At 71.3% G+C, this 26,415-nt stretch carries 19 protein-coding genes; 9 read left to right on the forward strand and 10 right to left on the reverse strand.

Features of this window, described 5'->3' with window-relative positions; all coding sequences use genetic code 11:
• Positions 1-129: 129 nt before the first annotated feature.
• Complete coding sequence (locus ACMATS_RS27240) at positions 130-693, reverse strand: helix-turn-helix domain-containing protein (protein ID WP_414169391.1); 564 nt, start codon at positions 691-693, stop codon at positions 130-132.
• Between the two features lie 188 nt (positions 694-881).
• On the opposite strand from ACMATS_RS27240, the gene ACMATS_RS27245 reads away from it, so the two are divergent.
• The gene (locus ACMATS_RS27245; RefSeq protein ID WP_414169392.1) at positions 882-1,424 is read left to right on the forward strand and encodes a superoxide dismutase family protein; all 543 of its coding nucleotides are present in this window, start codon (positions 882-884) and stop codon (positions 1,422-1,424) included.
• A 54-nt stretch (positions 1,425-1,478) separates the two neighbouring features.
• Entirely contained in the window at positions 1,479-1,925 is a 447-nt protein-coding gene (locus ACMATS_RS27250) for a YidB family protein (RefSeq protein WP_414169393.1), read from the forward strand.
• Positions 1,926-1,978: 53 nt separating this feature from the next.
• On the opposite strand, the gene ACMATS_RS27255 is transcribed toward ACMATS_RS27250, so the two are convergent.
• Together ACMATS_RS27255 and ACMATS_RS27260 are read right to left on the reverse strand one after the other, a co-directional pair.
• Positions 1,979-2,320, reverse strand: coding sequence for a hypothetical protein (locus ACMATS_RS27255; RefSeq protein ID WP_414169394.1), 342 nt, complete (start codon positions 2,318-2,320; stop codon positions 1,979-1,981).
• Between the two features lie 113 nt (positions 2,321-2,433).
• The gene (locus ACMATS_RS27260; protein WP_414169395.1) at positions 2,434-4,281 is read right to left on the reverse strand and encodes a stealth family protein; all 1,848 of its coding nucleotides are present in this window, start codon (positions 4,279-4,281) and stop codon (positions 2,434-2,436) included.
• A gap of 406 nt (positions 4,282-4,687) precedes the next feature.
• Between ACMATS_RS27260 and ACMATS_RS27265 the strand changes: the two genes are divergently transcribed.
• The 3 genes from ACMATS_RS27265 to ACMATS_RS27275 are packed head-to-tail and all read left to right on the forward strand — an operon-like array spanning position 4,688 to position 10,794.
• Positions 4,688-5,722, forward strand: coding sequence for a hypothetical protein (locus ACMATS_RS27265; RefSeq protein WP_414169396.1), 1,035 nt, complete (start codon positions 4,688-4,690; stop codon positions 5,720-5,722).
• A gap of 43 nt (positions 5,723-5,765) precedes the next feature.
• Complete coding sequence (locus ACMATS_RS27270) at positions 5,766-8,636, forward strand: stealth conserved region 3 domain-containing protein (RefSeq protein ID WP_414169397.1); 2,871 nt, start codon at positions 5,766-5,768, stop codon at positions 8,634-8,636.
• A gap of 4 nt (positions 8,637-8,640) precedes the next feature.
• Positions 8,641-10,794, forward strand: coding sequence for a PIG-L family deacetylase (locus ACMATS_RS27275; protein ID WP_414169398.1), 2,154 nt, complete (start codon positions 8,641-8,643; stop codon positions 10,792-10,794).
• Between the two features lie 92 nt (positions 10,795-10,886).
• Here ACMATS_RS27275 and ACMATS_RS27280 read toward each other — a convergent pair whose 3' ends face one another.
• The 5 genes from ACMATS_RS27280 to ACMATS_RS27300 all read right to left on the reverse strand — a co-directional run bounded on the left by ACMATS_RS27280 (position 10,887) and on the right by ACMATS_RS27300 (position 16,830).
• The gene (locus tag ACMATS_RS27280) at positions 10,887-12,431 is read right to left on the reverse strand and encodes a trypsin-like serine protease (protein ID WP_414169399.1); all 1,545 of its coding nucleotides are present in this window, start codon (positions 12,429-12,431) and stop codon (positions 10,887-10,889) included.
• Positions 12,432-12,539: 108 nt separating this feature from the next.
• Positions 12,540-12,947, reverse strand: a complete 408-nt coding sequence (locus tag ACMATS_RS27285) for a hypothetical protein (RefSeq protein WP_390777788.1) — start codon at positions 12,945-12,947, stop codon at positions 12,540-12,542.
• A 186-nt stretch (positions 12,948-13,133) separates the two neighbouring features.
• Positions 13,134-14,684, reverse strand: coding sequence for a S1 family peptidase (locus ACMATS_RS27290; RefSeq protein ID WP_414169400.1), 1,551 nt, complete (start codon positions 14,682-14,684; stop codon positions 13,134-13,136).
• 12 nt (positions 14,685-14,696) lie between these two features.
• Entirely contained in the window at positions 14,697-16,295 is a 1,599-nt protein-coding gene (locus ACMATS_RS27295) for a S1 family peptidase (protein ID WP_414169401.1), read from the reverse strand.
• Positions 16,296-16,344: 49 nt separating this feature from the next.
• A complete protein-coding gene (locus tag ACMATS_RS27300) occupies positions 16,345-16,830 on the reverse strand; it encodes a hypothetical protein (RefSeq protein ID WP_414169402.1) in 486 nt (161 codons plus the stop codon).
• Positions 16,831-17,337: 507 nt separating this feature from the next.
• On the opposite strand from ACMATS_RS27300, the gene ACMATS_RS27305 reads away from it, so the two are divergent.
• Positions 17,338-20,631, forward strand: coding sequence for an ALF repeat-containing protein (locus ACMATS_RS27305; RefSeq protein WP_414169403.1), 3,294 nt, complete (start codon positions 17,338-17,340; stop codon positions 20,629-20,631).
• Between the two features lie 79 nt (positions 20,632-20,710).
• On the forward strand, positions 20,711-21,106 hold the full coding sequence (locus tag ACMATS_RS27310) for a hypothetical protein (RefSeq protein WP_414169404.1): 396 nt from the start codon (positions 20,711-20,713) through the stop codon (positions 21,104-21,106).
• 70 nt (positions 21,107-21,176) lie between these two features.
• On the opposite strand, the gene ACMATS_RS27315 is transcribed toward ACMATS_RS27310, so the two are convergent.
• Positions 21,177-23,153 (reverse strand): FG-GAP-like repeat-containing protein, encoded by a 1,977-nt coding sequence (locus ACMATS_RS27315; protein ID WP_414169405.1) that lies wholly within the window; start codon positions 23,151-23,153, stop codon positions 21,177-21,179.
• A gap of 31 nt (positions 23,154-23,184) precedes the next feature.
• Here ACMATS_RS27315 and ACMATS_RS27320 point away from each other — a divergent pair, with 31 nt between their 5' ends.
• Together ACMATS_RS27320 and ACMATS_RS27325 are read left to right on the forward strand one after the other, a co-directional pair.
• On the forward strand, positions 23,185-24,501 hold the full coding sequence (locus ACMATS_RS27320; protein WP_414169406.1) for a multidrug effflux MFS transporter: 1,317 nt from the start codon (positions 23,185-23,187) through the stop codon (positions 24,499-24,501).
• Between the two features lie 10 nt (positions 24,502-24,511).
• Positions 24,512-25,531, forward strand: coding sequence for a small ribosomal subunit Rsm22 family protein (locus ACMATS_RS27325; RefSeq protein WP_414169407.1), 1,020 nt, complete (start codon positions 24,512-24,514; stop codon positions 25,529-25,531).
• Here the strand turns inward: ACMATS_RS27325 and ddaH are convergent.
• Positions 25,462-26,349 (reverse strand): dimethylargininase, encoded by an 888-nt coding sequence (ddaH, locus tag ACMATS_RS27330; protein ID WP_414169408.1) that lies wholly within the window; start codon positions 26,347-26,349, stop codon positions 25,462-25,464. The genes ACMATS_RS27325 and ddaH overlap by 70 nt on opposite strands.
• Between the last annotated feature and the right edge of the window lie 66 nt (positions 26,350-26,415).

Below are 26,415 nucleotides of genomic sequence, written 5' to 3' on the forward strand. Positions count from 1 at the left end.
ACCAGCCCGTCCCCGGCGGCATACGCCCCCGGCGCGGTCAGCAGCAGGAGGGCGCCGGCCAATGCCGCGGACAGGGCGGCCAGTACGGTGCGTAGCAGCGACACGGTGTGCGTCCCCCCCCATGGTCGGTCAGTCGGTCTCGGGAATGCCGAGCAGCCGGACGAGCACGGTCCGCGCCTCGGGCGCGTCCTCTCCGTCCGGGGCCGAGTACCGGTAGAGAAGCGCGATGTACTCCTCGAAGAACGCGCGGAGTTGGCCCGGATCGACCCGGAGTGTGGCGCGCGAGAAGAGCGCCGCGTCGGCCCAGGGGCCGAGCGTGTCGCGTGCGTCCTCGAAACGCCGGGCGGAGTCGACCAGTTCGGCAAGGCCGATCCGGTGCATCTCGGTCAGCGCCTCGCGCATCTGCGGCGTCTGCCGGCTGTACGGCGGGAACCGCCGGTCCCCCGGCACGGTCCGCCACCACCGCTCCCGCCCCTTCGCCAGCTCCGGGACCTCCTCGACGAAGCCGTGCTTGGCCAGCTGCCGCAGGTGGTAGCTGACCAGCCCCGTGCTCTCGCCCAACTCGCGGGCGAGCGCCGCCGAGTTGGCGGGCGCCCGGCGCAGGCATCGTTCGATCTTCTGCCGCATCGGGTGTGCGAAGGCGCGCAGCGCCTCGGCATCGTTGATCTCCTGGGCGGGCGGTTGTTCGGCCATGCCGGAAGGCTACGAGTTGCAAAGTGTGTTTGCAAGCAGTACTTGCAACTCTCGGAGAGCAGTTGGCCGGATACCGTGGAGACATGGGCCCGGTCCGCGGGGAGTGGTGCAAGGCTGTACGACAGCCCTCGCAAGCGAGGGGTCGACAGCGGGAACTGCGCTGAAAGGGGCTGAAGATGTCCTTTCTCATGTCAGTACTTGCCTCATCCATGGCCGTGGCCTCGTCCATGACCGGCGTGACGTGCGACGGAACGGCCGTGCGCGGCCGGTTCGAGTCCGCAGCCGGTGGCGGGACGTACCAGGCGGTGACGTTCGACGCGAAGGCGGTGCCCGCGGGCAGCCGCGTCGTGGTGCTGGAGAGCACCCACCGCGACGGCACCGAGATCGAGCTGCGCCTGCACGGTCTCCAGCCGGACCGTACGTTCGGCGCCCATGTCCACCAGAAGCCGTGCGGCACCAAGCCTGCCGACTCCGGCGCGCACTATCAGGATGTCGTGGATCCGAAGCAGCCCTCGGCCGATCCGGAGTACGCCAACCCGGACAACGAGGTGTGGCTGGACTTCACCACCGACGGGCGGGGGAACGGCTCTGCCACGTCCTCCGTCGACTTCTTCTTCCGTGCAGGAGAGGCGCGTTCGGTCGTCATTCACGAGCACGCCACCGAGACGGGCCCCGGGCACGCCGGCATGGCCGGCGCGCGTCTGGCCTGTGTCAACGTGCCCTTCGGGTGAACCTGCCGGGGCACGCCCCGCCGCCCCGCCCCGTAGGGGGTAGGCCTTCCCTGGATGTCACCGCGTCCACCGCGTCCACGAAAGGCAGAGGCAACCGGTATGGCTGGGAACGACCTGGGGAGCCTGCTCGGCGGGCTGATCGGTGAGGGGGAGGGCGGGTCCGGGAAGCTGCTCGCCGGCCTGCTCGGCACGCTGGGGGACAGCGGGCAGGGCGGCGGGAATCCGCTGCAGGGGCTGGTGCGGGAGCTGACCGAGGGCGGGCTGGGCGAGCAGGCCCGGTCGTGGGTGGGGTCGGGTGCGAACACGGCCGTCAGCGGGCCCGAGGTCGCGCAGGCGCTGCCGTACCAGGCCCTCGAACACGTGGCGCAGCAGGCGGGCTGCTCCCCGGAGCAGGCCGCCGACCGGCTGGCCGAGGCCCTGCCGAAGGTCGTCGACCGGCTGACGCCGCAGGGCGAGGTGCCGGAGGGGGCGCTGGAGGACCTGATCAGGCAGCAGCTCTAGGCTCCGCCGGAAGCGCAGCCACGACGAGCCCGCAGTCACCCGACCGCGAGCGCTCAATCGGCCACCGGATCCTCTTCCGCGAACGCCGGTTCGCGGAAGAGGGGCCCGAAGGCCGTGGGACGCGGCGGCGCCGCCGCCGGGCGCCCCTGTTGCGGAATGCCCTTGGCGACCAGCCCCCGGTGGTGTTCCAGCAGCCACTCCGGCGGCTGCGCGAGCAGCAGCCGGAACTGCGCGACGCTCAGCGGGCCGGTGATCCGGCCCTGCGTGTCGTGCGACATCTGCAGGGCCTTCTGCACCTGCTTCGGCGTCAGCTGGGTCTCCGGCGCCCGGCCGAGGAATTCGGCGGCGCGTTTGGAGATCAGGATCTCGGGGTGCGTCTGGGGCGAAGGCGGCATCGGGCTGGCTCCTCGGCGGCTGCGTCCACCCAGCAGGTTGGATCTTCCCTGCGGGCCGCGCCCGAGTATTGCTATACGACCACCCGATCGGGTGAGCCCCTTGAGCCCCTCGTCTAGCGGCCCTGCTTCTCGAACGGGCTCGGCACCGGGAAGTAGCCCTCCAGGAAGGGGCTGATGAGCGCGTTGGTGCGCTGCAGGTCCTTCTCCGTCGAGACCGTGTCGTTGATGCAGAAGATGTCCAGGTCCCGGTGGGCCAGCAGCCGGTTGAGGCGGCGGGACGTGTTGGGGTGGGCCAGGTCCATGTACATGTAGCGCAGGTCGGACGGTATGGCCCGGCCCTGGTGGTACGCGTAGTAGTGGTGCAGCGAGGAGGCGACGGACAGGTCGTCGGGGCTGCGGAAGCGGGCCGCGGCGGTGGCCGCGTGGGCCTCGGCGTAGCGGTCCTCGATCTCGTCCAGCATGGAGCGCCGCAGCGCGTGCGGGACGTGCCGCATCTTCTGCGTGAGGGTGGTGGCGAAGCGTTCCTCCACCAGGGCTCTGTTGTTCTTGGCGGCCGCCGCGACCGGGGCGTCCGCGGGGCTGCGGTCGCCCAGCGGCACGAGGGCGGGGGAGAGGAAGAACTTCGTCAGGCCGTTGGAGAGGAAGAACGTCTGCGGGGTCAGCGGGTTGCCGAGGAAGACGTCGTCGTTGAAGTAGAGGAAGTGCTCCGACAGGCCCTCGATGTGGTGCAGCTGGCTCTCGATGGCGTGCGAGTTGAAGGTCGGCAGCACCTTGGGGTCGGAGAAGATCTCCTTGTGGCCGACCACCCGGATGCCCGGGTGGGAGGTGTCCAGCCAGGCGGGGGTCTGGTCGTCGGTGACCAGGAAGACCTTGCGCACCCAGGGGGCGTACTGGTGTAGCGAGCGCAGGGAGTACTTGAGCTCGTCGCGGCTGAGGAAGCGGGCGGCGTTCACCGCCTCCTCGTGGTGGGACTCGCTGCCGCCGGCCTCGCGCAGGGCGCGGGAGCGGCGCTCGGCCCAGGCGGGGTCGGCGCCGTCGACCCAGGTGTAGACGACGTCGATGGGGAAAGGGATGTCCTGCGGCAGCCGGATGGTGAACTCGGGGCGGGTGTGCACCGTGCGGTGGGGGGCCGCGGTGTCCTCGCCGCCGAGGGCGAGCGGTCCGGTGAAGAGCTCGGCGGGCGCGTCCACGGGGGCGGCGCTCGCTGCGACCTCCGCGGTGACGACGTTGCGGCGCGGGGCGACGAGCCAGGCGCCGTCGGGGCCGTTCTCGGGCTTCCAGTACTCGATGTCGCAGCCGTGCTCCTGGCCCAGCACCAGCTCGCCCTCGGCGAGGGTGCGGTACCAGGTGACGCGGGTCACGGGGGCGGACTGCAGCCGGCGCCAGGTGCCGTGGACGAAGCCGGGGTGCGGCACGCCGGGGGTGCCCTCGCGGCCGACGGGGGCGGCGTAGCCGGGGATGCGGCGGCACAGGCGGGCCAGCTCCTGCTGGACCCGGCCGCGGTCGGCGGCGGAGACGGCGACGGAGGGGGCCTCGCCCGGCTCCGTGCGCACGCAGAAGTGGTCGATCCCGGCGTGTTCGAGGGTGGTGCAGACGAGCGCGAGCGCGTCGGCGCGGGCGGCCTGCGGGGTGGGGGCGGGGTCGACCAGGGCGATGCGGGCCTTGCCGTCGACGAGCACCACGCGGGGCAGGGCCTCGTCGAGGTGGGCGGCGTAGCGGCGCTGGAGGACCTTGCCGCGGAGCTTCTGGCCGCGCTGCTGGAGGTCGAGCGAACTGGCCATGTGCTGCATGAGGGCGCCGCGGGTCTCCACGGAGACCCGCTGGGCTATCGCGCGCCGGGTGCTCGCGGGCAGGAGACGGCGGTAGGCCTTGACCAGGCCGGACTTCTCGGGGTTCGCGCGGGCTGCGGGGACGAGAGCTTCACCACGTCCGGGCAGTGACGACTGGGCTTCCGATGTCATGGCCGTTCCAGATCTTCCCGTGGTGAGCCGCGGTCGTGCGCTGTGGGGGCACCCTCTCTTGCTTACCGGCATGCCAAAGCGGTCTATGTCGGCAAACAGATCTCCAAGTAACTATCAGAGATGCTCAACTGGGTGCAATTTCCTTGGGGATCCCCCAGGGGCGCACCGCAGTGGCCTCGGAATGACGATCAGCTGTCGCGGCAAGGGCGGATGCGTTGCGGCGGGGTTTCGCAGGCCGCGGCACCCGTCCGAAAAATTTACCTTTCCTTTGATTGTAGACCCGTAACGGATCTCGGCCGCCGGGCCGGAACCGCTCCTCTTCACTTCGGGGGTCCGATTACCCTGTTGGGGTGGACTTCCAGATCATGACTCCCGAGGACCGGCCGAGCGCGCGCGGGGCACGCCCGTGAGCGCCCCCCGCCACGCCCTGCGCGTGATCAAGAAGTCCGCGCGCATCGCCCTGCGCCGCAGCCCCGTCCTGAAGGTCGGCGCCGCCGTGCGCGACGGTGTCCGCTCCGGTGTCGCGACCGGCCGCGACACCCTCGTCGACTCCGTGCTCATGCCCGCGGCCCACGGCTCCGCCGCCCGCGTCCGCTACGCGGCGGTCCTGGACGGCCACACCCTGAACCTGCACGCCGAGCTCCCGGCCGGCGCCCCCGAGGACGTCCCCGTCCGGCTCGTCCTCGCCCAGGGCACCACGGAGCTGCGCGCCGAGGCCCGGGCCCACCGCGACGACGCCGGCCGGCCCTGCGTCAGCGCGACCGTGCTGCTCGGCGACACGATCGGCGGCCTGCCCCTCGGCACCGGCCGCTGGACCCTCGCCCTGGAGCTGGACGCCGCCCCCTCTTCCGTCCGCCTGCGCCTGCTCGGCGACGGCGCGCCCGGCTTCTCCGGCCCCACCCGCGCCCTCGCCGTCTGCCCGCACACCGGACGGCGCCACCACATAGGCATCACCGCCTCCGGCCAGCTGCGGCTCACCGTCGCCCCCGCCCTCTCCCGGGCCGAGGTGCTGCGCATCGAGCGCTCCTTCACCGGGGCCGGCCTGCTCTTCGCCGTCCACGGCCCGGCCGCCGACAGCACGCGCGGCGCCCGGCCCGTCGTCGAGGCCGTCGAGCAGCAGCGCCGCCGCGTGCTGCGCCGCACCGCCGAACCCCTGCCCGGCGACGACAGCGCCTGGCGGGTGTCCGTCCCCCTCGCCGAGATGACCGGCACCTCCGGCCGCCAGGTCTGGACATTCCGCCTGCCCGGCCAGAACCGCCGCGGGCGGGGGCTGGACCTCGGCCGCCACGACCACGACCTGCGGACGCCCCGCAAGGTGCTCACCCCGGCCGCGTTCACCGTGCGCGCCGCGGACGGCACCTTCGTCCGCGTCAAGCCTCAGTACACCCGCCGCGGCGCGCTCCAGCTCGTCTGTACCCCGCGCACCTCCGTCACCCCATGACGGCCCCAGCCACCCGGACCGCCGCAGACCACGAAGGCCGCACGTGAAAATCACCTTTCTGCTGACCTACGCCGACCTGATGGGCGGCACCGAACGCGCCACGATGACCCTCGCCGAGCTGCTCGCCAAGCAGCACGACGTGGAGATCCTCAGCATCTTCCGCACCACCGGCGAGACGTTCTTCGGCAGCGGCGCGGTGCCCGTGCGCTACCTCGTGGACAAGAAGGGCGACCAGCAGCGCCCCGTCGAGCCCGACACCGCCGAGGGCATGGCCGCCGCCTACAAGCGCCTGGCCGCCACCCCCAGCGAACTGGTCGACGCCTCCTGGGAGTCGGACTTCAGCCGCCTCACCGACATCGAGCTCACCGAGGCCCTGCGCACGATCGACGCCGACGTGCTGATCTCCAGCACGCCCGCGCTGATGGCCTACATGGCCCAGCTCGCCCCGCCGCACGTCCTCACCGTCCACTTCGACCACCGCGTCTCCGAGCTGCGCGGTCCCTCCGGCGAGCCGCTGCGGATGTACAGCTCCGCCATCGACGCCCTGGTCGCCCTCACCGGAGCCACCCGCGACTGGTTCGCCGAGACCCTCGGCGCCTGCGCCCCCCGTCTCGCCGCCATCGGCAACGCCCTGCCCAGCGGCTACCGCCCGCAGTCCACGCTGCAGACCCGCACCGTGGTGCTCGGCGCGCGCCTGGCCACCGAGAAGCAGATCGAGCACGCGGTGCGCGCCTTCGCCGCCGTCGCCCTCGACCGCCCCCGCTGGACCCTGCGCATCCTCGGCGACGGCCCCCGCATGCGGGCGCTCAAGAACCTCGCCAACCAGCTCGGCATCGCCGACCAGGTGCAGCTCGTCGGCAGCACCCCCAACATGACCGAGGAGTGGGCGAAGGCGTCCGTCGCCATGCTCACCTCCCGCGTCGAGGCCTTCGGCCTGGTGCTCGTCGAGGCCCAGGCGGCCGGCGTCCCGGTCGTCGCCTACGACTGCCCCAACGGCCCCGCCGAGATACTCACCGACGGCCACGACGGGCTCCTCGTCCCGCTCGGCGACGAGACGGAACTGGCCGACGCGCTCGCCACGTTGATGGACGACGACGAGCTGCGCAAGCAGATGGGCGCCGCCGCCCTCAAGACCTCCGAGCGGTACACCGACGGCGAGGTCGCCGACGAGTGGAACGCCCTGCTCAAGGAGCTCGCCGCCCACCGCGCCGGCGGCACCCGCACCGCCGACAAGGCCCGCCGCCGCACCCTCCAGGCCGCCGCCGACGCCCAGGGCGGCATCACCGGCGCGGCGGTCCCGCAGGGCATCGACCGCCCGCACTCCGACGTGGCCCACAAGGCCCACGAGGTCCGCATCGAGGCGGCCCGCCCCGACGTCAAGCGGGCCGGCGGCCAGATCTCCCTGATCCGGGAGAACACCACGCCGTTCGAGGTCATGCAGGACAACCTCGACCTCACGGTGGCGGTGCTGGACGAGCTGGGGATTCCGTACGTCCTCACCCCGAACCCGCAGCTGCGGCACTCCGTCCTCGTCGACGGCACCCACCGGAACGCGTTCCTGCGCGCCTTCGCCGAGCGCTACCGCGACGAACCGGTCTACGCCGGCTTCCTCAACGACCGCGGCGCCGTGCTGCGCACCGTCCTCGCCTCGTTCGCGACCTCGACGGCCGTCCCCGGCGACTGCAACATCGTCCGCGTCTTCCGGCCGGTGCTCACCGGCAAGGAGCAGCTGCGCATCAGCGGCATTTACGGCTGCAACATCGTGTTCTGGCAGGACACCGAGGACGACGAGACCACCGTCACCGTCCCCGCCGGCACCCGCTACGGCGCCACCTTCCCGCGCGTCGAGCTGGAGCGCACCGCCGACATCACCATCGGCGAGCGCAAGTACCGCACCGTCGAGGCGTTCACCAAGACCTTCGTCGACGACATCGACTTCCCCGTCGACGTCGTCTACACCTGGGTCGACGGCACGGACGAGGCCTGGCTGGAGCGCAAGGCCCGCACCCAGGCCGAACACGGCATCCTCGCCGCCGAGTCGGCCGGCAGCTCCGCCCGCTTCCGCAGCCGCGACGAACTGCGCTACTCCCTGCGCTCGTTGGACCTGCACGCCCCGTGGGTGCGCAATATCTACCTCGTCACCGACGACCAGACCCCCGACTGGCTCGACGCCGACCACCCCCGGGTGCACGTCGTCAGCCACCGGGAGGTCTTCGGCGACACCGGGCGCCTGCCCTCCTTCAACTCGCACGCCATCGAGAGCCGCATCCACCGCATCGAGGGCATCGCCGAGCACATCCTCTATTTCAACGACGACGTCTTCCTCGGCCGCCCGATGAAGCCCGAGTCCTTCTTCCACGGCTCCGGCAAGGCCAAGTGCTTCATCTCGCCCACCGCCATCCCGGCCGGCGCCCCGTCGCTCGACAGCGACCTCGTCTTCGCGGCCGCGAAGAACAACCGGGCCCTGATGGAGCGGGAGTTCGGCAAGACCGTCGCCAACACCTTCCTGCACGCCCCGCATCCGCTGCGCCGCAGCGTCCTGGCGGAGCTGGAGGAGCGCTTCCCCGAAGAGGTGGCGCGCACCGCCGAGGCACAGTTCCGCAGCCGCGAGGACCTGGCGATCCCCTCGTCCCTGCACCACTGGTACGGGCTCTTCACCGGCACCAGCATGCCGGGCTCGGTCAGCTCCGCCTTCGTCAACGTCGGCCTGCGCGAGCACCACGTGCGCCTGCACCGCCTGCTGGCGCTGCGCTCCCACGACGTGTTCTGCATCAACGACTACCACGACGGTGACGTCCCCGAGGACGAGCAGGCCGACGCACTCGCGGTCTTCCTGGACGGCTACTTCCCCGTCGCCTCCCAGTACGAGAAGGGCTCGGTGCGCAACCGGCGCTTCGCCCGAGAGGACGGATGATCGAGTGACGGGACGTCAAGGTTCCGGCCCCAGCAGAAGGTTGGTGCTGTCCGCGATGGTCGCCCTGACCGCAGCAGGCTGCACGTCCGGCCACGGCAAGAAGCCCGAGGCGGCGAAGACCGAACCGGCCGTGCGCGCCAAGGTGACGGCCGGCAACGACGGCACCGGTGGCGCCGTCACGATGCAGATCATCGCCCACCCGGACGACGACCTGTACTTCATGAACCCCGACGTCCGCCACTCCATCGACGCCAACCACCGCGTGGTGAGCGTCTATGTGACCAGCGGCGAGGCCGACGGCCTCAACAAGGTGCCCGGCAAGAAGGAGAAGCCGAGGCCGGACTACGCGGGCTACGCAGGCTCCCGCCAGCAGGGCCTGCGCCAGGCCTACGCGCTGATGGCGGCCGGCAAGCCGCTCGCCGAGTGGAAGCGCACCGTCCTGGACCTGCCCGGCGGCATCCAGTGCGAGATGGACAGCCTGGCCGACCACCCCGGCGTCACCCTGGTCTTCCTCGGCGTCGCCCAGCACACGGCGGACCAGGCCGACACCGGCGAGGGTCCGGCCGGGAAGAACCGGGCCGTCCCGCAGGACGACCCGCCCGGCCGGAAGGACACCAGCCTGTCGGACCTGTGGTCCGAACCGAAGGCCGCCACCCGCACCCGCGTGTCCACCGGCTCCACCGTCCGCGACGCACGCCCCGTCACCCGCGCCGGGCTCATCGACGCACTGGCGGGCGTACTGGACCGGTTCAAGCCCACCCTGGTGCGCACCATGGACCCGGACCCGGACATGCAGGTCCACGACCACAGACACCGCCAGCACCACGATCAGACTGGTTACTCGGACCACCCGGACCACACGGCGGTCGCCCTCTTCACCTACGCGGCCCTGGAGCGCTACCGCGGCCCGGGCGACGGCAAGCACTTCACCGTCACTGCTTACCGCGGCTACTACAACGAGCGCTGGCCGTTCAATCTGCCGCCGGGTCTCGTGCGTGGCAAGGCGGACGTCCTCAACGCCTACGGCGGCGACCCCTCCCTCGGCTGCGGCTTCGCCGCGGGCTGCGGCGACTACGACGTCGGCCGGGACCGCTCGTACGGCACCGGCTGGCTGCAGAGCACCAACGTCCGCTACCCCGGCACCACCACATGGCTGCAGCGCGGGCACGACGACCGGCTGACGGCGTTCGGCGTGCTCGACCAGCAGGCCGCGATGTGGACCGAGACCGCCCCCGGCAGCGGCAGGTTCGGCGCGCCCCAGCTGCTCGGCGGCGGCATGCTCGCGCCCGCCCTCGCCGTCTCGCAGACCAAGGACGGCCGCTGGCAGCTGTTCGCCGAGCGGTTCGCCGGGCTGGGTGCGGACGCGCAGGGCAACCGCCGCGAGATCGTCGCCCTGGAGCAGGAGAGCCCCGGGGGCCGCTTCGGTGCCTGGACGTCCCTCGGCAACCCCGAGGAGGACCCTGTCCGCGGCCGCCGCGTGGGCGCCCCCGTGGTCGCCCGCAACGAGGACGGCAGCGTGCAGGTCTTCGTCCGCACGTGGGCGAAGGGCGTGAGCACCAAGCGCCAGGCCCCGGACGGGCGTTGGGACGAGAAGTGGACGGACCTGCACGGCGACGAGGTCCAGGAGGGCCTCAGTGCGGTCACGGGCACCGACGGCCGTATCCACGTGGTCGGTTCGGGGCACGACACGGTCCACCACTGGGTGCAGGAACGTCCCGGCGGTGACTTCGCCCTGGCCGCCGAGAGGTACGGCAAGCTGCCGGTGCCGGCCGACCCGCCGACGCTGCTGCCGCAGCCCGACGGCGGCCTGCTGCTGGCGTTCCGGCAGCCGAAGACGGCCAAGCCGCTGGCCTACCGCCTGGAGGGCAAGGACGGCAAGGACGGCCAGTGGAAGGAGCTCGCCCTCGGCCTCGCGGCCCGCGGCTACGGCGTGATGGCCGCCGCGGCGGACCCGGCGAAGGCCGAACGGGCCCTGCTCGTCAGCCGCAACAACGCCGGAAGCCTCAGCGCCAGCGGCTTCGGCCAGGACGCCCGCCCGAAGTGGGCGACCTTCGGCGAACAGGCCGTGGGCGCACCGTCGGTGGCGGCGGACGCGAAGGGGCGGCTGGTGGTGGCCGCCCTCACCCCGGAGGGCACGCTGCGGGTGACGCGGCGCTGAGGTGTGAGACAGCCCCGCTCCCCGACCAGGGGGCGCGGGGCTGTATCGATCTGCGGCACAGCCGTCAACTATGGACGACTCGCAGTCGAACGTCAGCCCACGGCGGGCCACATGGCCCGTCCGTCGGCAAGCGCACCGTTTCCGTCACCGGCGTAGAAGGCCAAATTGCCGCGGCCCCAACGGGCCGTCAGGTCGGCCTTGCCGTTGCCGTCGAAGTCGCCGGCCAGGATGTACTGCATGGTGTCCCAGCTCTTGTCCCTCCACATGGACCGGGCATTGTCGAACGTTCCCTTGGCGTTGCCCGCGTACAGCTGCAGCGTGCCGTCGGTCGCGACCGCGGCAATGTCCTCGCGGCCGTCGCCGTTGAAGTCGCCGGTGGTGACGTGCCTCTTGGTCCACGTCTTGTCGCGCCACATCTCGCGGCGCTGCCCGGTCAGGATGCCGTCGGCGCCGGTCGGGTAGGAGAACAGCGAGCCGTCGTCCCAGACCGCGAGCAGGCCGTCGCGGCCGGAGGAGCCGTCCTTGTAGCGGGCGATGTGAGCCATGCTGCCCCAGCTTTTGTCCCGCCACATGGGCCGGCGGGGGTCCAGCGTCCCGCGGTCGTTGCCGCGGTAGAACAGCAGGGTTCCGTCGTTGCCGACCGCGACGATGTCGGCCTTGCCGTCGCCGTCGAAGTCACCGCCGACGATCTTCCGCATGCCGTCCCAGGAGTTGTCGTGCCACAGCTCGCGGCCGTACTCCAGGGTGCCGTCCGGGCCGGCGTAGAAAGCCACCAGGCGGCCGCTCTTGAGCACGGCGGCGACGTCGGTGCGGCCGTCGCCGTTGAAGTCGGCGGTGGTGACGACGTTGGTGAGCTCGCCGTACATGCCGGTCAGGCGGAGCTGCTGGATCCAGCTGTTGACGTCGTCGACGCGGGTGGAGACGGCGCCCTTGCGGGTCTCGTCCTCGTTGCCGAAGCAGCCGCCCTGCCAGGAGGTGCTGCTGATGGCGGTGAGTTCGACGGTGCCGTTCTGCTCGCGCAGCGCCGGGCCGCCGGTGTCGCCCTTGCAGATGCTCGCGTCGCCCTTGCCGCTGATCCCGACGGAGCCGTCCCGCACGGCGTCCACGCCGAAGAGTCCGGTGTGCAGGCGGTCGGGGACCCACTCGTCCTTGGTACGGCCGTAGCCCGTCACGCGCAGTTCGTCGCCCTGGCGGGGCGCGGCGGTGCCCACGGTGACCGGGGAGATGCCGGTGACGGGCTTGGCGAGGCGGACCATGACGAGGTCGCGGTCACCGCGGGGGGTGAGCTCGACGGCGTCGACGGTGGTGCCGGTCTCGGTGGTCAGGTCGGTGCGGCCGACGGTGACGGTGGTCTTCTCTTTGGGGGCACCGGCCGTGATGCGGTAGCCCTGTGCGGGGTCGTCGGAGAAGCAGCTGGCGGCGGTGAGCACCCACTGTGCGTCGACGAGTGCACCGGTGCAACTGCGCTTGCCATTGCCGATGTCGAGTTTCGCGGTGAACGCGTACTGCCCGTTCTCGGCCGCGCTGCCGACGACGGCGGCGGCCGGGGACGCGGCCAGGGCGGTCAGCGTCGTCGCCGTGGCGGTCGCAGCGAGAACTCCTGCGGTCCACGCGGCGCGTGAACGTCTGCCGAACATGATGCGATTCCTTGTGTCCAAATCAATTACAGGTAATGGACAAGTAAAGCATGAGGCCCTCCGGTGGTTTACCGGAGGGCCTCAAGCAGGAATGAGTCCTGTTCGTGGTCAGTGCACTGTGACCGTAAACACGGGCGATACAGCGCCCCCGCCGACGATGCGCAGGAAGTTCTTCCCCTTGATGCCGAGCTTGACGCGCATCGAATAGGCGGAGTTCTTGTCGACCGACACGGTCGCGGGCAGCGAGACCCACTTGGATCCCTGCTTCTGCTGCAGGGTCACCTTCGTGCCGACCGCTATGCCGATGGCCTTTCCGGTGACATGGAAGTTCTGCCAGGCGCCCACGGACCCGACGTCGGCCTTGGCGGTCAGGGCGGGCTTGGCGGCCACGGACGATGTGGCGGCGGACGGGGCGGCCGGTGCCGCGGTCGGCGCGGCGACGGCGGTGGCCGTGACGCCCGCGCCGAGTGCAACGGCCAGGGCTGTGGCGGAGACGAGGCGGAACGTGCGATTCATGGCGCTTTCCTCCTTGTGGACCGTTTCGCGGGTCTTACTGGGGAACACGGGAATCGGGTACCCGGGGTTGCCTGCCGACAGACAAGTTTTCAGAGGGAGTTGACGTTCGTATACGACAACTCGTATACGACAAGCGGCCCCCGCCCCGGGAGGGGCAGGGGCCGCAGACCGTGCGATGCGTCGGCGTCAGGAGCTCGTCGGCCACGCCGGGCGGGAGTCGCCCAGGTGCCCCTTGCCGTCGCCGGGGTACCAGCGCAGATCGCCGCGGCCCCAGCGGGCGAAGATGTCGCCCTTGCCGTCACCGTCGAAGTCGCCGCCCAGGGCGAACTGCATGGTGTCCCAGGTGTTGTCGTTCCACATGCGGCCGGCCTTGTCGAACGAGCCCTTGGCGTTGCCCGTGTACAGGTCCATGCTGCCGGCCGTGGAGACGGCGGCGATGTCGTCCTTGCCGTCGCCGTTGAAGTCGCCGGTGGCGAGCAGACGCTTGGTCCACGTCTTGTCGCCCCACATCTCCTGCCGCTGGCCGGTCAGCAGACCGTCGGGGCCGGTCGGGTAGGCGAACAGCGAACCGTCGTCCCACTGCGCGATCAGACCGTCACGCGTCCAGCCGGGCGCGCGGAAGCGGGCGACGGCCGTCATCTTGCCCCAGGAGGTGTCGCGCCAGGTGTTCTGCCCGGTGGCGAGCTTGCCGCTGTCGGTGCCGCGGTACAGCTTCAGCATGCCGTCGGGGCCGATGGCCATGATGTCGGTCGTGCCGTCGCCGTTGAAGTCACCGGCGATGATCTGCTTCTTGCCGTCCCAGGACTTGTCGCCCCACAGCTCGCGACCGTACTGGAGGGTTCCGTCGGGGCCCGTGTAGAAGGCGACGAGCGAGCCGTCCTTGAGCACGGCGGCGACATCGGTGCGGCCGCTGCCGCTGAACTTGCCGGTGGTGAGGACGTTGGTGACCTCGCCGGACCGGCCCGTCAGCCGCAGCTGCTGGATCCAGGTGTTGACGTCGTCGACGCGGCTGCCGGTGGCGCCGGTCCGCTTCTCGGAGTCGTCCGAGCCGAAGCAGCCACCCTGCCAGGAAGCCGTGTTGATGGCAGCCAGCTCGAACGTGCCGTTCTTCTCCCGGAAGAGGGGTGCGCCGGTGTCGCCCTTGCACAGGCTCGCGCCGGCAGGGGTCTTGCCGTCGATGTCGATGCCGGTGGCCGAGACATTGCCGATGCCGAAGGCGGCGGTGTGCAGCAGGTCGGGGGCCCACTCGTCCGCGGTGCGGCCGTAGCCGGCCGCGCGCAGCTCCTCGCCCTGCTGGGGCGCGCCGGTGCCGACGGTCACGGGGGCGACGTTCGTGACGCGGTTGGCGAGGCGGACCATGACGAGGTCGCGGTCACCGCGCGGGGCGAGGTCGATCGCGTCCATCTGCGTACCGCCGTTGCCCGAGAGGTCGGTGCGGCCGATGGTGACGGTGGTCTTGAGCTTCGGTGCGCCGGCGGGGATGTGGTAGCCCTGTGCGGGGTCGTCGGCGAAGCAGCTGGCGGCGGTGAGCACCCACTGCTGGTCGACGAGCGCACCGGTGCAGCTGCGCTTGCTGCTGCCGGTGCCGATGTCGAGCTTGGCGGTGAAGGCGTACTGGCCGTCCTTGGCCTCGTCGCCGACGACGGCGTGGGCCGGGGCGGCGGTGAGCAGGCCGGCGGCAACGGCCGTGGAGGCGAGGGTGGTTGCCCACGCGGTGCGGGATGTCTTGTTGGTCATGAGTGTGTGCTCCTAGCCGACCAGCTGGACTTCGCCGTGCGTGCCGCTTGCGTCCACGCCCGGGTAGTAGCTGAGGTTGCCGTCGTTCCAGCGGATGAGGATGTCGTCGGGGTGGCCGTTGGCGTCCGTGAAGTTGCCGACCGTGATCTGCGCGGCGCCGCCCCAGGCCGAGTGCTCGGGGCGGAGCTGGGTGCGGCCGTGGTAGCCGGCGGTGTCGACGCCCGGGAAGAGCTGGGTCTGGCCGTCGTTCCAGCGGATCATCAGGTCCGAGGTCTTCTTGCCGGTGAACTCACCGGCGTTCATCTCGACGGCGTTCTCCCAGCCCTTGTCCGCCTTGGTCAGCTGGGTCTCCTTGGAGACACCGTTCTTCCCGGTGTCGGAGTACATCGACGTCGAGCCGTCGTCCCACAGGACGAGCAGGTCGTCGCGCAGGTTGTTCGTGGCGAAGCGGCCGGCGGTGATCAGACGGGCGTGCTTCCAGGTGTCGGAGTAGGCGAGGGCCTTCTCGTCGTGGAAGCCGTTCTCGTCGACATGGGTGTACGTCGAGAGCTTGCCGCTGGCCCAGCGGACGGTGAGGCCCTCGGAGCCGTCCTGGGTGAACTTGCCGCCGGTGACGGCGCGGGCGTCCTTCCAGTAGCTGCCGGCACCGGCGAGCTTGTACTCCGCTGTGAACGGGTACTTCGGGTCGCTGCCGTCGGAGCCCTGGTAGAGGGAGGCCGAGCCGTCCTTCCAGACGACGAAGAGGTCCATGCGGCGCTTGCTGTCGGCCGCGCCCTTGCCGGTGAAGTAACCGGAGGCCAGGTAGGAGGCGTTCTTCCAGTCGGCGCGGGAGAGCAGGGTGCGGACGTACGTCTGCCGGATCCAGTCCGCGACGTCGTCGACACGGGTGCCGGTGGCGCCGGCCCGCTTCTCGGCGTCGTCCGATCCGAAACAACCACCCTGCCAGGAGCCGGTGTTGACGGCGACGAGCTCGAAGGTGCCGTTCTTCTCACGGAAGACCGGGGCGCCGTCGTCGCCCGGGCAGGTCGTGGCCTCGGCGGGCTTGCCCGCGAGGTCGACGGTGCCGGCCGAGACCGCACCGGCGGTGAAGGCCGCGGAGTGCAGGCGGGTCGGGACCCACTCGTCCTGGGTGCGGCCGTAGCCGGCCACGCGGACGCCCTCGCCCTGCTGGGGCGCGGAGCTGCCGACGGAGACGGGCGCGATGTCGGCGACCGGCTTGGCGAGCCGGACCATGACGAGGTCGCGGTCCCCGCGGGGGACGAGCTCGACGGCGTCGACGGTGGTGCCGGTCTCGGTGGTCAGGTCGGTGCGGCCGACGGTGACGATGGTCTTCGCCTTCGGCGCGCCGGCGGGGATGCGGTAGCCCTGGGCCGGGTCGTCGGAGAAGCAGCTGGCTGCGGTGAGCACCCACTGGCTCTCCACCAGCGCACCGGTGCAGCTGCGCTTGCCGGCGCCGCTGCCGATGTCGAGCTGGGCGGTGAAGGTGTACTGACCGTCCTTGGCCTCGTCGCCGACGACGGCGTTGGCGGGGGCGGCCGTCATGACACCGGTGGTGACGGAGGCGGCGATGAGGACGGCCGTCCATGCGACGCGTGAACGTCTGCTTGGCATGAGGAGTTTCCTTGCTGGAGTCCTGAAGAGGTGGGGCGGTGTTCTGCGCCTACCTCTTGGCGACGATCTCCAGCAGGGTGAAGTCGCGGCGCTGCGGGTCGGCGGGCTCGCCGACCGCGGTCCACTTGTTCTTGTCGACCGGGAAGGACTTCGTCTCGGTGGATGTCTGCATGTTGACGTTCACGTCGTAGTCATTGCCCACCACGCCGTAGACCGAGGGGAGTTCCAGGCTGAGGTAGCCGGTCTTGCCGGTGACGCGGAAGCAGAAGATGCCGTGGCCGACCGGGTCCCTGTCCTGCATGCCCCGCGCCTCGACCTCTATGAGGCCGGGCCGGCTCCCGCAGGTGGCGAGCACGATGTGCCCGTCACCGGTCTTCAGCTTGATGCCCCGCTCCTTGAAGATCTTGTCGGCCTGCGGGTACTGGAAGTCCTCGACGCCGGTGGGCGGGGTGTCGGCGAAGGCCGCGGCCGGTCCGGCCAGCACGGCGGCAGCAGCAACAGCACCGGCGGCGAGCATGCGGAAGGTCAACTTCACGGTTCTTCAGGTCCCTTGCGTGAACAATGCGATAAAACATCGCATGGAAAGCGATAGGAAATCGCGCGGCACAAAACGTGCACGCGTGCCTGTCCGGCAAGGAACCGGGAATGGCTGGTCGGACCTCCCCCGAGTATCCATGCTGGCCTGATGGCGCCTTGTCATTGCCCCCTGCGCTCGGACCGGCAGACCCATTGATATCACTTCGACGGGCTTGCCCAGAAGCGGGGTTGAACCGCCGTCACGTCCGGCCGTGCGTGTTCTTCGCCACTCGGGTCGCAGTCGACGGTAATGGTCCGTCCTTGCCGTTTTCGCTGTGCGATCATGCGCTGTGCTGCGGCAACTGCAGCCATTTGTCGGGTCTTTGGGGGATCCGTGGGGGACTCTTTGCGGATTCTTTGTGGACCCGCGAAGTTTTGAGGGGATATGAGAAACGAAATAGCGATGGCGAGCGCGCCTCGTGCGCGCCTCGTACGCAAGAGACTTGCGGCGCTGGCTGCCCTGACCATGGCGGCGACTGTTTTCGGCACGACCTGGGCGCAGGCGGCCCCGGCCGACCCCGCAGGACCGCCGCTTCCGGACAACGCGCGTGCGCAGGCGGTCCAGGCCTGGCAGCTCGGGGGAATGGCGACCAAGGACGCCGCCGCCAAGGCACTGACCGGCTCGGGCGACGACCTCCGCAACTTCCTCCAGCAGGGCCTCGACCGGGCCACTGCCGAGGACGAACGCGCGGCCGTCCTGAAGCTGCTCTCCTCCGGAGGATCCGGTTACCGTGCGGCCGCGGAGAAGGCGCTGGACGGATCGGACGCGGACATCCACGCGTTCGTCAAGAGCGGTTACAAGAACCCGACGGACGACGACCGACGCGTTGCCGTCCTGTCGGTGCTGAACGACGGTGGGCCCGGTGTGCGCGCCGCGGCGCAGAAGGCGCTCGACGACGGTTCCGAGCAGGCGCTGGACGCCTTCCTCCAGACCGGACGCGAGCAGGCCCAGGAGGAGGACGAGCGGGTCCAGACCCTGGCCATCATGCACGCCGGCGGTCCGGAGGTGCAGAAGCTCGCCCAGCGCGCGCTGAACGGATCACCGCAGGACGTCAGGGACTTCCTGCAGACCGGCCAGTACCTGGCTCGTTCGCGTGACCAGGAGACGCTGACCGTCTCCCAGCTCGCGGGTGTGGCCACGGAGGCGGGCAAGCGGGCCCAGCGCGAGACCAACGCCGCCAAGGAGGCCGGTGCGCGCGCCGACGAGGCCGCGACCAAGGCCAAGGAGGCCGCCCAGAAGGCGGCCAAGGAGGCTGCAGCCGCCAAGGGCGACCTCCAACGCACCGGCGAGGCCGCCAACCGCGCCGCCGCTGCCGCGGAGGGTGCGGCCGAGGCGGCGCAGACGGCGATCGAGGCCTCCAACACGGCCGTCTCCGCGGCCCAGACGGCTGCGGCAGCCGCTCAGGCCGCCGCAGCCGCCGCCGCTGCCGCCGGCGAGGCGGCAGCACGCGCCTACAACGCCGCCTCCGCAGCCGGGAACGACGCGGGCCAGGCGTCGGCGGCCCGCAAGGCTGCCGAAGCGGCACGCGACGCGGCCAAGAACGCCGAGAACGCCGGAGCGGCCGCCGACGACGCCGCTGTGGCGAGCGAGAACGCCAGCAAGGCCGGTATGTCCGCCGCGAGCGCCGCACGGAACGCCGCGGACGCGGCCAGCGCCTCGGCGGACGCCAGCGCTTCCGCCGGCGAGGCCACCGAGCAGTCGCGCCGGGCCCGCCGGGCCGCCGATGTCGCCAACGACGCCGCCGCCGTGGCCACCGATGCGGCCCAGCGGGCCCAGTCGCTGTCCAACGCGGCCGCCGCGGCCGCGCACGACGCGCACGACGCCGCCATGAGTGCCGCGACCCACGCCAGGAACGCCGCCAAGGACGCCGACGAGGCCGCCGACCAGGCAGGCAAGGCCAAGGACTGGGCGAACAAGGCCACCGAGCACGCCAACAACGCCGCGGATGCCGCCAAGGCGGCCTCCGCCGCGGTCACGAAGGCGCAGAACGTCGAAAAGCTCGCCCGCGACAGCGAGAAGGCCAAGCTCGACGCCGACACGAACCGCGGCATCGAGGAGGCGAAGAAGCTCGCGAAGGCCGACCAGGACGATCACAGCGACCTGTCCAAGGCGCAGAACCAGGCCGCCGTCACCGACGAAGCGACCAAGCAGCTCATGGCCAAGGCGTCAGCGCCCGGGACCGACACCGCGACCATGGTCGACCTCGGCCGCAAGGCTGCCGTGAATCTGCTGGGCAACACCGGCAGTTGGACCCGGACGGCCGCTGCCGCCGCCCTCGCCGGACCTGACGACGCCGTCGTCTCCTGGGTCAAGGCGGACTACCAGCAGGCCCAGCAGCAGGACGACCGCGAGAAGGTCCTCGCCCTCGCCCGGGTCGGTGGCCCCGCACTGGCCGACGCGGCCACCAAGACCCTGCAGAGCAACGACCCCGGTGCGGCGGAGAAGTTCCTCACCGAGGGCGTCTACAACATCCAGGCCGAGGACTACCGCGTCCAGATCCTGTCGCTCATGCACAACGGGGGCAAGGCCGTCAGCGACGCGGGCAACGCCGCCCTGAACGACGGCAGCGTCAAGGCCCTGTACGCCTTCCTGAGCACCGGCTACCGCCAGGCCCAGGGCGAGGACGACCGCGTCCAGACGCTCGCGCTCATGCACGACGGCGGCGCCAACATGCAGGCGGCCGGCCAGGTCGCGATGAACGGCCCCGCCTGGATGCAGCACGACTTCGTCACGCGCGTCCGATACAAGGCGGCACAGCTGGACGCGGACACGGCAAGCCACGTCCAGGCCGTGGAGTCGATGATCGCCACCGCCGCCCGTACCGCGGCGACGGCGAACCAGAACGCCTACCTGGCCTCCCAGGTGGCAGCCAAGGCCCACAACAGGGCCACGGAGGCCGGGCAGTGGGCCGACAAGGCCCGCACCTCGGCCAACGAGGCGGGCGACTACGCCAAGCAGGCGCAGGCGAAGGCCCGCGACGCCGATGCCTCGGCGGCATCGGCGGCGGACTCCGCCAAGCAGGCCAAGGCCGCCGCCGCCACGGCCCAGCAGGCCAGCCGCGAGGCCAACTACTCGGCCGAGCAGGCTTCTGTCTCCGCCGACGAGGCCGTGGCCTCGGCGGCGAACGCCCAGGCCTCGGCCGACAGCGCCGGCCAGTCGGCCACGGCAGCTGGCCAGGACGCCGCAGCGGCCAACAAGGCTGCCGGCGAGGCCAAGGCCATCGCGGTGCAGAAGCGCCAGGCCGAAGAGGCGGCGAAGGCCGCCGAGTTGGCGCGGCAGGCCCACGAGAACGCCGACAAGGGCACCAAGCCGTCCGACGACCCCAAGTACGACAAGGCTCCGTCCGTCGGCAATGCGTGTGTGAAGGACGACACCCACAAGTGCGACGGCAAGGACTGGGCGCGCAGCGGTGCCCAGTGGTTCAACCGCGCGAGCACGGTTCTCGGTACGGCGGCGGCGATTTCGGCTGCCATCCCTGCCGCGGACGCCGTTGTCACGCCCGTTCTGGGCGGGGCGTCCATGATTGCGGGCGGAATCAGCGCCGGGCTGGCCTGGTACGCCGATGGTTTCGGCAGCGATGCAATGATGAGCGCGGTCACCGGCATGGCGCTCGGCAAAATCGGAAATTTCGGCAGCGGGGCGATCTGGGCGGGCGCCCGCGTCCTTGAGGACGGCACAAAGGTGATATCGGGGATCGAAAGGACGGCCCATGTGATGCACCAGGCCATCTCCCCGATTGTCGGACTCTTCACTTGGTAGCCTGGCAGGGTTGCCGGTTCAGCAGACGATAAAAACTGTGGGGCCCGCGATGTGGGCCCCACAGAGTCAGGGAAGAGTGATGCCACAGCCTCCGTCCATTCCGTTGAACGCCTGGTGCGTCATCGCTGTCGCGGCAACGGTGCTTTTCCTGCTGTTCTTCCTTCCGCTCATGCCGAACCGCCGGTACCGAATGCGGATGTTTCTGGGACCGGTGATCGGGATCGTGGTCACCGCTCTGAGCTCTCTCGTGAAGAATTTCAGCCCCGAAGTGGCGCTTGCGCTGTACTCCGCGGCGATCGTGGGATTCCCGCTGGGTTGCCTGGGGCGCCGGAAGGAGCTGAGGGAGAAGACCCTGGACATGGCCGAGAACGGCCAGAGCGCCAAGAACGCCTGGTCCAAAGGACTCCAGCAGCAACTGGTCGTGGTGATCATCGTGGTGGCCCTGGTCGGATCGTGGCTTTCGATGGCCTCGTGAATCCCCACCCGCACACGGCGAAGCCCTCCGGTTCCCCGAGGAACCGGAGGGCTTCGGGCATGTTCCGGGATCACCACCCGTCCGTCAGCCGCAACCCCCGGCTGAAGTCCCCGTCCCCCCGGTTCACCCACTCGTACAGCACCCCCGACGCATCGCTGCGCGCCACAAGATGCGCCGTGCCGCCCCCGTAGAAGGCACCGGCAGCGGTCTCGGAGTAATTCCAGTCGCCCGTCAGCGCCTTGGGGCGGCCGAACGTCCCGTCGCCGTTCCCCGTCCACAGGTACAAGGTGCCGTCACCGCCCCGGGCGATGAGGTCCGCCCTGCCGTCCCCCGTGAAGTCACCGGCCACGGTCTGGGTGTAATTCCAGTCGCCCGTCAGCCTCTTCGGGCGGCTGAACGTCCCGCCGCGCTCACCGGTCCACAGGTACAGGTCCCCCTTCGCGTCGCGCGCGACGAGGTCCGCGATGCCGTCCCCCGTGAAGTCCGCCGCGGTGGTCTGCGTGAAGTTCCAGTCGCCGGTGAGGAGTCGGGGCCTTTCGAAGGTTCCGTCGCCGTTGCCCTTCCACAGATACAGCCTGGCATCGGCGTCGCGGGCGATGAGGTCCGCCCTGCCGTCGCCGGTGAAGTCGCCCGCCACGGTCTGGGTGTGATTCCAGTCGCCCGTCAGGAACACGGGCCTCCCGAACGTGCCGTCGCCGCTGCCCTTCCACAGGTACAGCTCGCCCCGGGAGTTGCGGGCGACGAGGTCGGCGACGCCGTCCCCGGTGAAGTCCGCCGCAGCGGTCTGGGAGAAGTTCGGGGTGAAGGGTGCCGGGGCGGGGGAGCCGGTGGCCGCGTCCGCCAGGGCCTGGCAGCCGTTGTCGTTGAAGTGCAGGTGGTCCGCGGGGTCGGGGTAGGCCCCGAACAGCCGCTGGTCGTCGAGGGGATCACGCGTGGCCCGGTCGAAGTCGAGGCGCGCGTCGACGTCGCGCGTGCTGCGGATGTACGCGTTGACCTCCTGCCGCACTGCCTCCCGCTCGGCGGTGAAGTACGCCGAACCCTTGAACGGCGGGATCGTGGCCGCCGTGAAGCCGATGCCCGCGGCGTGGGAGCGGGCGGCCAGCTGCAGGATGCCGGCGATGAGTTCGGGGCTCTTCGCGTCGTCGAGCACGATGTCGTTGATGCCCTCGTAGAGGACGACGGATGTGACGTTCGGCTGGGAGAGGACGTCACGGTCGAAGCGCTTGAGCGCGCTCGGGCCGTACACCGAAGCGATCCCGGGCCTGCTGTCGTGGTCCGAGAGCAGACGGTTCGCCGAGATGCCGGCGTTGACCACACCCATCGGCCGGCCGAGGGCCCGCAGGTTGCGCGCATAGGCGTCGGGCCAGCGACGGTCGGTGTCCGGAGTCGAATGCCCGCCGTCCGTCTGGGAGTCGCCGATGGCGACGACGGTTCCGCCGCTGCCGCTCGCCGTCACATCGAGGCCGCCGAGGAAGGCCCAGTGCCGGAACTTCGTGGGAAAGCCCCCGGCACCCGTCTCCTCCGTGCGGTCCGCCGTGTCGCCGTCCGCCGATATGTAGGACGTGGTCAGCGCGTACTCGTGGAACGGCACCGAACGGATCGGGTCGGGGAGGTGGATGCTGACGAGCAGGTCCTCGCCGGCGTCGACCGGGAACGCGGCCGGATCGCTGAAGACGCTCTCCCCGGGCCCGATCACGGTCCGTCGGCCGCCCCCGAAGGTCAGGGTGAGCGGTACGGCCCGGGCCGTACCGCCGCTCGCCCGGCGGGCGAGCGTGGCATGGCCGATGGTCACCGGCTCCTTGCTGAAGGTGTTCACCAGCTGGATGCGCGCGGTGCTGCCGCCGATGCTCGTGTGCACGACCATGCGAAGGGTCTGCCGGCCGGTGATCCCGGTCTCGGCGGCCGACGCCGCCGCCATCGCGGTGCCCCAGGCACGGGTCCACTGCGCGGCGCCGCCGGCGGCGTGTGCGGGATGGCCGAAGGGAGCCGTGGCGCTTGCCGCGCAGGCCAAGGCCATGACGGTGGCCAGGCGGAGAAGTCTGTGCACTGTGTCTCCTTCGGGATGGGGCGGCGCGGGCATGATCATTTCACCGCCGGGCATCATGGACCTCATGCCCACGGACGCCCCCACCACCCCCGCCACAGACCGCCACCACATACGAACCCCCGCCCCCGCGAGTCTCGTCGTCACCCTCGTGCTCGGTGCGCTCACCGCCCTCCCGCCGCTGTCCATGGACATGTACCTCCCCGCCCTGCCGGAGGTCACCGGGGCCCTGCGCAGTCCCGCCGCCACCGTGCAACTCACGCTCACCGCATGCCTCATGGGGATGGCGCTCGGGCAGCTCGTCGTCGGGCCCATGAGTGACAAGTGGGGGAGGCGGCGGCCGCTGCTCGCCGGGATGGTGGTCTACGTGATCGCCACCGCCGCCTGCGCCCTCGCGCCCGGGGCCGGGGTGCTCATCGGGTGCCGGCTCGTGCAGGGGCTGGCCGGTGCCGCCGGGATCGTCATCGCGCGGGCCGTCGTGCGCGATCTCTACGACGGCGTGGCCATGGCCCGGTTCTTCTCCACCCTGATGCTGATCTCCGGCGTGGCCCCCGTCGTCGCGCCGCTCATCGGCGGGCAGGTGCTGCGGCTGACGGACTGGCGCGGGGTGTTCGTCGTCCTCACGGTGGTCGGCGTGCTGCTCTGCCTCGTCGTGTGGCGCGGGATCCCGGAGACGCTGCCGCCCGAGGGGCGGCACGACGGCGGTGTGGTGCAGGCCCTGCAGACCATGCGCGGGCTGCTCGCCGACCGCGTGTTCACCGGCTACGTGCTCGCGGGCGGGTTCAGCTTCGCCGCGCTCTTTGCTTATATCTCCGCGTCGCCCTTCGTCATTCAGGACATTTACCACGCCTCGCCGCAGACCTTCAGTCTGCTCTTCGGCCTCAACTCCGTCGGGCTCGTCATCGTCGGCCAGATCAACGGCAAGGTCCTGGCCGGGCGCTTCTCCCTCGACGTCGTCCTCGGCATCGGCCTCGCCGTGGTCACCCTCGCCGCGGTCGCGCTGGTGCTCATGACCTCGGGGGTGTTCGGCCGGCCGGGGCTCGTGCCCGTCGCCGCCGGGCTGTTCGTCCTGATGTCCGCGATGGGGCTCGCCATGCCCAACACCAGCGCCCAGGCGCTGATGCGCTCCCGCAACGCCGCGGGCTCCGCCTCGGCCCTGCTCGGCACCTCCACCTTCCTGCTCGGCGCGGTCGCCTCGCCGCTGGTCGGCATGGCGGGCGAGCACACGGCCGTGCCGATGGCCGTGGTGCAGCTGGGCTGCGCGCTGGCGGCCGTCGTCTGCTTCGCGGGGCTGTGCCGCCCCTGGCTCCGCAAGGACGCAGCCGGGGACGCAGCCGGGGACGCCGCATAGAATGCCGTAAATGCACGCCCCCGCACCTGCGCCGACCGGCGAGACCCTGCGCGCCGCCCTCGCCGGCCTCCTCGACGGGCTGCCGCCCAGGCAGGCCGCCCAGGCCGTCGAGCGGCTGATCGCCAACTACCGGGGGCGCACCCCGACCCACACCCCGGTGCTGCGCGACCGGTCCGACGTCGCCGCGTACGCGGCCTACCGGATGCCCGCCACCTTCGAGGCCGTGCGCTCCGCCCTGGAGGCGTTCCGGGACCGGCTGCCGGACTTCGTCCCCGTCTCGCACGTGGACGTCGGCGGCGGGACCGGCGCCGCCACCTGGGCCGTCGCGGCGGCCTGGCCCGAGGGCGCGCACCGCACCACGGTCCTGGACTGGGCCGAGCCGGCCCTGGCGCTGGGCGCCGAACTCGCGGGCGGCGCCGCCTCCGAGCCCCTGCGCACCGCGCAGTGGAAGCGGCAGGCGATCGACGCCTCGCTCGCCCTCCCCGACGCCGACCTGGTCACCGTCTCCTACGTGCTCGGCGAACTCACCGAGGACGGGCGGCGCGCGGTGACCGAGGAGGCGGCCCGGGCCGCCTCGGCCGTCGTCATGATCGAACCGGGCACCCCGGACGGCTACCTGCGGATCATCGAGGCCCGCGACCGGCTGATCGCCGCGGGCTTCCGGGTGGTCGCCCCCTGCCCGCACAGCGCGGCCTGCCCCATCGAGCGGGGCACCGACTGGTGCCACTTCTCCGCCCGCGTGAGCCGTTCCTCGCTGCACCGGCAGGTCAAGGGCGGTTCGCTGGCGTACGAGGACGAGAAGTTCTCGTACGTGGCCGCCGTGCGCACCGGCGAGGTGCCGGACGCCCCGGCCCGGGTGGTGCGCAGGCCGCAGATCCGCAAGGGCCAGGTCCTCCTGGAGCTGTGCACGCCGGAGGAGGGCCTGACCCGCGAGACCGTGACCAAGCGCCACGGCCCCCTCTACAGGGCCGCCCGCGACATCGACTGGGGCGACAGCTGGCCGCCGGCAGAGGGTGACGACGAGGCCTGACGCAGCTCCTGCGTGCAGCACTTGACGCTGCCGCCGCCCTTGAGCAGCTCGCCCAGGTCGATGCCGATCGGTTCGTAGCCTCTCTCCCGCAGCGGTCCGAACAGGCCCACCGCCGCCTGCGGGAGGAGCACGTGGCGGCCGTCGGAGACGGCGTTGAGGCCGAGGGCCGCGGCGTCCTCCTCGGTGGCGATCAGCGCGTCGGGGAACAGCCGCCGCAGCACGGCCCGGCTGCCCGCCGAGAAGGCGCCGGGGTAGTACATGACCTCGTCGCCCTCGTCGTCCAGGACGCACAGCGCGGTGTCCAGGTGGTAGTAGCGGGGGTCGACGAGGTCGAGCCCGACGACGGGGCGGCCGAAGAACTCCTGGGCCTCGGCGTGCGAGAGCGGGCTGCTGCGGAAGCCCCGCCCGGCCAGCAGCCAGGAGGCGGTGACGGCGAAGTCGCCCTCGCCCTCGTTGATGTGCGCCGGTTCGCGCACCTCGGCGTAGCCGTGCGTGCGGAACCACTTCAGGTGCACCTCCGCCTCGGCCCAGCGCTCGGGGTGGGCGAAGCGGGCGCCCAGCACCCGGCCGTCGACGACCGTGGCGCCGTTGGCCGCGTAGACCATGTCGGGCAGGCCGGGGCGGGGGGCGAGCTCCTCGACGGTGTGGCCGAGGGCGCGGTAGCGGTCGCGGAGGTCTTCCCACTGGGCGAGCGCGAGCGGCAGATCGATCGGTTTGCCCGGGTCCATCCACGGGTTGATCGAGTACGTCACCCGGAAGTGCACCGGCGGGCACATCAGGTAGCGACGTGGGGTGAAAGCACGCTGGGTCGTACGCAAGTCGCGCTCCTCACAGTGGGGTTGGGCACGTGCGAGCTCTCGCACGTGCCCAAATGGTCCACGTTC

Origin of the sequence: Streptoverticillium reticulum, from assembly GCF_047456005.1 — a bacterium.
Taxonomy (GTDB): Bacteria; Actinomycetota; Actinomycetes; order Streptomycetales; family Streptomycetaceae; genus Streptomyces; species Streptomyces reticulum.